This window comes from Actimicrobium sp. GrIS 1.19 (assembly GCF_035984655.1).
Taxonomy (GTDB): domain Bacteria; phylum Pseudomonadota; class Gammaproteobacteria; order Burkholderiales; family Burkholderiaceae_D; genus Actimicrobium.
In genome coordinates this window covers 1-7751 of sequence record NZ_JAXCHT010000055.1, presented here as the reverse complement: position 1 = coordinate 7751, position 7751 = coordinate 1, and the positions used below count along the sequence as shown (strand labels likewise).

8 protein-coding genes are annotated in these 7751 nt (G+C 62.1%); 4 read left to right on the top strand and 4 right to left on the bottom strand.

The features are described from left to right. Nucleotides 1–115: 115 nt before the first annotated feature. Together RCH09_RS19125 and RCH09_RS19120 are read right to left on the bottom strand one after the other, a co-directional pair. Nucleotides 116–418 carry a helix-hairpin-helix domain-containing protein gene (locus RCH09_RS19125; protein ID WP_326942741.1) on the bottom strand — a complete coding sequence of 101 codons (303 nt, stop codon included), beginning with the start codon at nt 416–418 and terminating at the stop codon, nt 116–118. Nucleotides 419–822: 404 nt separating this feature from the next. Beyond that, nucleotides 823–1191 carry a carboxymuconolactone decarboxylase family protein gene (locus RCH09_RS19120; protein ID WP_326942740.1) on the bottom strand — a complete coding sequence of 123 codons (369 nt, stop codon included), beginning with the start codon at nt 1189–1191 and terminating at the stop codon, nt 823–825. Between the two features lie 129 nt (nt 1192–1320). Between RCH09_RS19120 and rarD the strand changes: the two genes are divergently transcribed. From rarD to RCH09_RS19105, 3 genes are all read left to right on the top strand, one after another. Next, the gene (gene rarD, locus RCH09_RS19115; RefSeq protein ID WP_326942739.1) at nt 1321–2223 is read left to right on the top strand and encodes an EamA family transporter RarD; all 903 of its coding nucleotides are present in this window, start codon (nt 1321–1323) and stop codon (nt 2221–2223) included. After that, nucleotides 2220–3452 (top strand): TIGR03862 family flavoprotein, encoded by a 1233-nt coding sequence (locus RCH09_RS19110; RefSeq protein ID WP_326942738.1) that lies wholly within the window; start codon nt 2220–2222, stop codon nt 3450–3452. The genes rarD and RCH09_RS19110 overlap by 4 nt, the downstream gene beginning before the upstream one ends. Nucleotides 3453–3585: 133 nt before the next feature. Continuing rightward, complete coding sequence (locus RCH09_RS19105; RefSeq protein ID WP_326942737.1) at nt 3586–3816, top strand: hypothetical protein; 231 nt, start codon at nt 3586–3588, stop codon at nt 3814–3816. A gap of 24 nt (nt 3817–3840) precedes the next feature. On the opposite strand, the gene RCH09_RS19100 is transcribed toward RCH09_RS19105, so the two are convergent. Further along, a complete protein-coding gene (locus RCH09_RS19100; RefSeq protein WP_442785067.1) occupies nt 3841–6225 on the bottom strand; it encodes a penicillin-binding protein 1A in 2385 nt (794 codons plus the stop codon). A 257-nt stretch (nt 6226–6482) separates the two neighbouring features. Between RCH09_RS19100 and RCH09_RS19095 the strand changes: the two genes are divergently transcribed. Further along, nucleotides 6483–6908 (top strand): hypothetical protein, encoded by a 426-nt coding sequence (locus tag RCH09_RS19095; RefSeq protein ID WP_326942735.1) that lies wholly within the window; start codon nt 6483–6485, stop codon nt 6906–6908. A gap of 495 nt (nt 6909–7403) precedes the next feature. On the opposite strand, the gene RCH09_RS19090 is transcribed toward RCH09_RS19095, so the two are convergent. Next, a complete protein-coding gene (locus tag RCH09_RS19090) occupies nt 7404–7604 on the bottom strand; it encodes a putative motility protein (protein WP_326942734.1) in 201 nt (66 codons plus the stop codon). Nucleotides 7605–7751: the final 147 nt, after the last annotated feature.

The following is a 7751-nucleotide window of genomic DNA, read 5'->3' as shown; positions in this document are numbered from 1 at the left end:
GGGCGAGTTTCTACTGATATTTCTTCAACTCCATAGTTGTTGCGATGACGATGAAAACTCCTGCCGAAATGTCGATTCATGAAACATTCAGGCTAAACGGTGGCGTAACCGAATTTCATCCGTTTCCTGCTTTCAGCTTGAGTGATTGCTTTCGTTCTTCCGTGTAGGCCCACCAAGGGCGAGGTTCCTCGCCAGCCATGAAGCGTGTCACAGACATGATAACGTCGATGACACAGGGATCGTGGCGCGTTGCAGTTTTTTCGCAAAGCGCTTCATACATCTCGAATGGACACCTGCCCGCAAGTTGACTTGGCGCGTGAATACCAAGAAGCCGAAAATCTTCAGCGCTGGCCTTCCCGACATTCGGGAGGTCTGTCAGCAAGACAACGCGCGTTCGATCAACCTTGGATGGATTCATTATGGTTATCCATTTCGATGAAGCAATTGACGAATTGAGACTGGGAGATTTGTTAAGAAAATATCGAATTGGTCGAACGCCTGGATGACAGTTTCTGGCCGGTTGTACGCGTGTGCGAACTGGAACTATCGGCCCTATATAGTGAATCCGTCTTGTTTTCGGTGATATTGATCTCGACAGGCAGGTAGCTGCCAGTGAAGCAGGACATGCACTGGGGAATTACGAATAATCGACCCGAACATACGATGTTTTCCGCTTTGGTTTCGAATTCCCCAGTGCGCTTGGGTCCGTTGACGAATACTCAGGGCGCGCCGCTTTGCCGGCTCTCTATATTGGCTTCGCAGAACCCAGCTTGCCGTTACCCAAAGGCCGAAATCTACTGCAAAGACATACCGCCCTGTTCCTCATCCCCCCGCTAACACCTCCTGCACCGACCGCGTCGCATCCAGCGCCAGCGGCGCCCCGCAATACACCACCGCCTGCAACAGCACCTCGCGCAACTCGTCCGGCGTGACGCCATTGTTCAGCGCACCGCGCACATGCCCCTTGATTTCGTGACTGCGGCCGAGTGCGATCAGCATCGACAGGGTCACCAGGCTGCGGGTTTTCAACTCCAGGCCGTCGCGGCACCACACGGTTCCCCAGGCGTTGCGGGTGACGAATTCCTGGATCGGCAAGGTGAACGCGTCGGCGTTGGCAAACGCCGTATCGACAAATTGCTCGCCCATGACCTGCTTGCGAATCTGTAAGCCTGCTTCGAATTGCTGGTCCATTGTTGTTGCCTCCCGGGTTATCTGACAAGCCGCCACTGTACACAGCTCCGGCCTGTTTCTGTCAAACAGATGGGGCTGGTCAGTGGCATAATTCGCCCCCGCCCTTCATTGATTGACAGAGATTCGCCAATGCGCAAAGGGATGCTTTATGCGGCAGCCGCCTACACCATCTGGGGCCTGTTTCCGCTGTATTTCAAAACACTCCAGGCCATTGCTCCGCTGCAGATTCTGATGCACCGGATGGTCTGGTCGTTGCTGTTCGTGCTGTGCATTCTGGCCTGGCGCCGGCAATGGTCATGGTTGCGCGAGGTCGCCGGCAAGCCGCTGGTGCTGGCCGGTTTCATGCTCAGTGCGGTGCTGCTGTCGACCAACTGGTTCATCTACATCTGGGCCGTCAACAATGGCCGGATCATCGATTCCAGCCTTGGCTATTTCATCAACCCGCTGGTCAATGTGCTGCTCGGTTATCTGGTGCTGGGCGAACGACTGCGCCTCGGCCAATGGCTGGCGGTGGCGCTGGCGGCGGCCGGCGTGGCCTGGCTGACCTGGCAAAGCGGTCATCCGCCCTGGATCGGGCTGGCGCTGGCGATGTCGTTCGGCGCTTATGGCCTGATGCGTAAAACCGCCCGACTGGGTCCGCTCGAGGGCCTCTCGCTGGAGACCCTGCTGCTGTTTCCGTTTGCCTTCGCCTATTTGATCTGGCTGACCGTCAACGGCCAGAATGCGTTCGTCCTTGCCGCGCCGATGTCGCAGTGGCTGCTGGCGGCGGCAGGCCCGATTACCGCCATTCCGTTGTTGTTGTTCGCCGCCGGCGCACGGCGGATCCCGATGGCGACGCTCGGTTTGCTGCAATACATCGGCCCCAGCCTGCAGCTGGTGTTGGGTATCTGGCTGTATAACGAGCCCTTCGGCACGGCGCGCTTGATCGGCTTCGCGGCAATCTGGTCGGCGCTGGTGGTGTATTCCGGCGAAGGCGTCTGGCGCGCCTGGTCCACGCGCAACAACGCTGCCACCGCGACGGCGCCACGATGAGCCACGTTATCGTCATCGGCGGCGGTCCGGCCGGATTGATGGCCGCCGAAGTGCTGGCCAATGCCGGCGTGACGGTGGATCTGTATGACGCCATGCCATCGGTCGGCCGCAAGTTCCTGCTGGCCGGGATTGGCGGCATGAATCTGACCCACGCCGAAGCGCCCGCGGCATTTCAGGCGCGCTACGCAGAACGCGCCGACACCTTGCGACCGATGTTGCAGGCGTTCGATGCAACCGCGCTGCGCAGCTGGTGCGACGGCTTGGGCGTGAGCACCTTTGTCGGCTCTTCCGGCCGGGTGTTTCCGGTCGATATGAAGGCTGCGCCGCTGCTGCGCGCGTGGCTGCATCGTCTGCGCGCCAGCGGCGTGCGCTTCCACATGCGCCATGCCTGGCGTGGCTGGACCGACGACGGCGCGCTGCGCATCGATCATCCGGGCGGGCAACTGACCGTGCGCGCCGATGCCGTGGTGCTGGCGCTGGGTGGCGCCAGCTGGGCCCGGCTCGGCTCGAACGGGGCCTGGGTGCCGTGGTTGCGCGAGCGCGCCATCGATGTCGCCGAACTGCTGCCGGCCAATTGCGGTTTCGATACCAGCTGGAGTCCGTTCTTCCAGCAAAAGTTTGCCGGGCAACCGCTGAAGTCGGTGGCGATCCGCTGGACCGATCTGGATGGCGTCGCCCAATACCGGGTGGGCGAATGCATGATGACGGCCAATGGCATCGAGGGCAGTCTGGTTTATGCCATCTCGGCCACATTGCGCGAGCAGATTCGTGCCCATGGCGCGGTCACCGTGCTGCTCGATCTGGCGCCGGGCAAGGATGCCGCCAGGGTGTTGGCCGAGGTCGCCCATCCGCGCGGCGCGCGTTCGTTGTCGAGCCATCTGCAGAGCCGGGTCGGGATTGCCGGCGTGAAGATGGGGCTGTTGCGCGAACTGCTGTCGAAAGAAGCCATCAACCAGCCAGCCAGTCTGGCCGCCGCCATCAAGGCATTGCCGCTGACATTGACAGCGACCCGGCCGATCGACGAGGCCATCAGCAGCGCTGGCGGCGTGCGCTTTGGGTCGCTCGATGCGAACCTGATGGCACGTGCTGAGACGGGCCTGTTTTGCGCCGGCGAAATGCTGGATTGGGAAGCGCCGACCGGCGGCTATTTGCTCACCGCATGCTTTGCCACGGCCCGCCATGCGGCACAGGGCGTGCTGCAATATCTGGCGAACCGGGCCGGTTCCTGACACCGGCCTGATGTTGAAATGATAAAAAAGACCTAACCTGGCGCACACCCGCGACATACAATAAGAGCTCACCGGGCACGGTCAGCGCAGCGCGTGTATCCGGCCCGACACGCTTTCACCAAAGGATCGCAGCATGATCGACCCCGGACAACCAGGCCAGTCGCGCTACCACTTCATGGTGACGCGCAGCCGCACCGAGCGGCGCGGTGCGGTACGCCAGACGCTGCCTTACGTCACCGAAGAAGGACTGGTGTTGCTCGACCGGCGCGGCGCATCTGACCGTCGACATGCCAATCACCAATCAAGTCGGGCTGCCGACCTGCGCGCCGAGCGCCGGGCGCTGTCGAGTCTGAGCACCGACTGAGGCCACCTCCGGCAGCTGATACGCTCAGTTGCCGCCGCCGTAAATCTCTTTCATGCGTGCTGCGTCCGGATCGGGCGCCGGGCGCGGTTCGCCAAAGATGCCGGTCGCATCCGGCACGGCCAGCGTGCCGGGCGCACCCGGTGCACCCGGTGCAACAGGTTCTTCCAGCCCCAGCGAGCGAACACCCCCCTGCGTGAATTCGGCATAGGTCCAATCGCCGGTATTGCGATTCAAGCCGTCGGGCTGGACATGCTGCATCGGCGCTTTGCCCTTGAGCACGGTTTGCATGTAGCTCATCCATAACGGCAACGCCAGCGTCGCACCGAATTCGCGGCTGCCCAGCGATTTCGGATCGTCGTAACCCATCCACGCCACCGCCACCACATCGCCACCGTAACCGGCAAACCAGCCATCGACTGAATCGTTGGTGGTGCCGGTCTTGCCGGCCAGATCGCTGCGACCAAGACGCGACGCTGCCGCCGCAGTGCCGTAACGGGTCACGTCGCGCAGCATCGAATCCATGATGAACGCATTGCGCGCATCCAGCACGCGTGCGGCTTCCTGCCCGGCGGCAATTGGCTGGGCCTGGGCCAGCACGGCGCCGCGTCCGTCCAGCACCTGCTGGATCAGATACGGCGTTACCTGATAACCACCGTTGGCAAACACCGCATAGGCGCCCGCCATCTGCGCCGGCGTGACCGAGCCGGTGCCCAGCGCCAGCGTCAGGTTGGCCGGATGTTTGGCCGGATCGAAGCCGAAGTGGGCCAGATGATCGCGCACCGTTTGCGGCGTCACCGCGCGCAGCACGCGGATCGACACCACATTCTTCGATTTCGCCAGCGCGGTGCGGATCGTCACCGGGCCGTCATAGATGTTGTCGTCGTTCTTTGGCTCCCACACCGGCAAACCGGCTTCGCCGCCGAGCGACAGCGGTGCATCGAGAATCAGGCTGCCCGGGCCGAAGCCCTTTTCCAGCGCAGCCGAATAAATGAACGGCTTGATGCTGGAACCCGGCTGCCGCCACGCCTGCGTGACATGGTCGAACTTGCTCAGGTTGAAGTCGAAGCCGCCGACCAGTGCGCGGTAGGCGCCATCCTGCGGGTCGAGCGCAACAAATGCCGCGGCCACGTTCGGCAACTGGGTAATGGCCCAACGCTGGCGGCCATCCTGTACCACCCGGATCACCGCGCCCGGGCCAATGCGCACTGCTGCCGCAGCCTTTGTCGAGAGTGCATTGGCGGCAAAGCGCAAGCCATCGCCGCTGAGCTCGATGGTGTCGCCCGACAGCAGCATCGCCCGCACCAGTTTCGGCGAGGCCGAGGTCACCACCGCGGCCTGCAATTCATCGCTGTCAGGATGCTTGTCGAGGGCCGCATCGATCGCGTCCTGGCGTTCTTCGGCATCCTCCGGCAAGGCAATCGTTGCCTCCGGCCCGCGATAGCCGTGGCGCCGCTCGTAGTCCATCACACCGCGCCGTACAGCGGCATAGGCGGCATCCTGATCCCGCGAGCGCAGCGTGGTGATGACCGTGAAGCCGCGCGTATACACCTCGTCCTTGTACTGCGCATACAGGGTCTGGCGCACCATTTCAGCGGCATATTCGGCGTGGCTGGAATACAGGCGACCGGCGCTGCGTACCTTGATGTCCTCGGCCGCGGCCTGCTCGAATTGCGCCGGGGTGATCAGGCCCAGCTCGCGCATGCGCTGCAGGATGTATTGCTGGCGCAGATGGGCGCGCTTCGGATTGACGATCGGGTTGTACGCCGACGGTGCTTTTGGCAACCCCGCCAGCATGGCCGACTGGGCGATGCTCAGCTCCGCCAGCGGTTTGCCGAAATAGGTCTGTGCCGCATTCCCGAAGCCGTAGGCACGCTGGCCGAGATAGATCTGGTTCATGTACAACTCCAGGATCTGCTCCTTGGACAAGGCGCGCTCGATCTTGTAGGCCAGCATGATTTCACTCACCTTGCGCGCGACGGTCTTGTCGCGCGTCAGGAAGAAATTGCGCGCCACCTGCATCGTGATGGTCGACGCGCCCTGCGCCGAACCGCCCCGCAAGTCATTGAGTATGGCGCGCAGCAGGCCGACGAAATCGACCCCGCCGTGCTCGTAGAAGCGACTGTCTTCGATCGCCAGCACGGCATTTTTCATGTGCGCCGGGATCTGTTTGATCGGCACGAAGTCGCGATGCTCCTCGCCGAATTCACCGATCAGGACATGGTCGGCAGTCAGCACCCGCAGCGGAATTTTTGGTTTGTAATCGGTCAGCGCCTCCAGCGATGGCATGCCGGGAGCAACGATCACGAAGGCGTAACCGAACAGCATGGTGACGAAGAAGGCAATGACGCCGCAAAGGCACAGGAAGGCAATCAGCAGGGGACGTTTCATAGGCCTCGATAAGCGACGCATGCGCGCCCGGAAGTGAACGCGAAAGTATAGACCAGTTCAGACGCGCCAACGCCTGATCGGCTGCCGTGCCTGACCCGCAAGCGCAGCCGGTTCGGCAGCCGCTGCCACGCTCGCCGGCGCCGCAGGCGTGGCGCAGCGCGCGGAGGTGCGTTGGGCGCAACGGTGTCATGGTGGCCAGGTGCAAGTTCGCTGTCGCACAGACTTGCGGCACGCGCTGGCGCAGGCTATGGCTTCCTCACAGCTCACAAGGCACAATCATGACATCAAGTACTCCTTCCTCCCCGCTGTTTCACGCTGTCGCCTTCGTCGATCATCAGTCTGCGCAAGTCCTGCAGTTCGATTCCGAACAGGTGGTCGAGCAAAAGGTCCGTGAGCACCTGAAGTTCACGCCCCAGCACGGCAGCGGTGTGCGCACCGAACACGAATTCTTCGCGCATGTTTGCGATGCGCTTGACGGGATTGCCGAAGTGCTGGTGGTCGGCGGACACAACGGGCTGGCCGATTTCCGCCACTTTGTTGAGAAACACCGGCCGCAGACCGCGCTGCGCATCGTCGGCTACGAGGTGGTGGATCATCCGAGCGAGAACCAGCTGGTCGCCATGGCGCGCAAGCACTTCGCCAAATACGCCCAGATGTCCGGCATGAAGGTGCCGACCGGCCAGGACGCCAAAGACACGCCATAACGCACGGCGGGCTGCGCAGGCACACCTGCGCAGTGCCGCAACCGCAATGCAGGGCGGATGATCCGCCCTGCACCGGTGTATTCCCCGCATCACACTGCGACCGGCCGCTGCCACGGCAGCCGCACGTCGCCAGAAATCTTTCCATGCAGTCCCCACCCTGCACGCGGCTGCGCCGACAGTGCGCAATCATGCTGCCGATCCCCCCTGCTTGCCTGCAACGCATTCATTGCGGCGGCGTGTTTCGTTGAGCGCAACACGGGTTCACTGCGGGAAAAGAGAAATATCTGCGCCTGACCACGCTTGAACGCAAAGCCCGAATCGCCTTAAAGGTGAATCATGGGAGGGTTAGCGGTGCGTTCAGAGCGCGCGGCGTGGCGTGCCTGGATGCAGCAGGATGGCCTGCAGAAAATGCATCCCGGGCCAAGGCGGACCTGGCAGGGCTGCGCATTACATCCATCAAGGGCTGATCAACCTGCCGGCAGTTGCCGTGGCAGATCAAGCCGTGGTGTTGATGGTGCGGCCCAGATTGGCCGGCAGGTTTTGCGTGGATTGCACGGGAGGCAGCGCGGCCAGCAAGGTGCTGGCGGTGGCCGCCTCGATATTCAGGGCTTTTTTCAGCACGGTATAACCGACCGTGGGATCGGCACCGCTGGCGGCCACATTACTGGCCAGATTGGCAATGGAATTGATGCTCATTGTGTGCTCCTGATGACCTGCTTCCTGTTATCGGCAACCATGGTGCGGATCTTTAGGGAAACGCGGAACAAATCGAATTCCGCCTGTTCGACGGCGTAGCGCGGATTTTTTGTTCGCGTTACGTCGAACGTTTGCGATTTTTCCTGT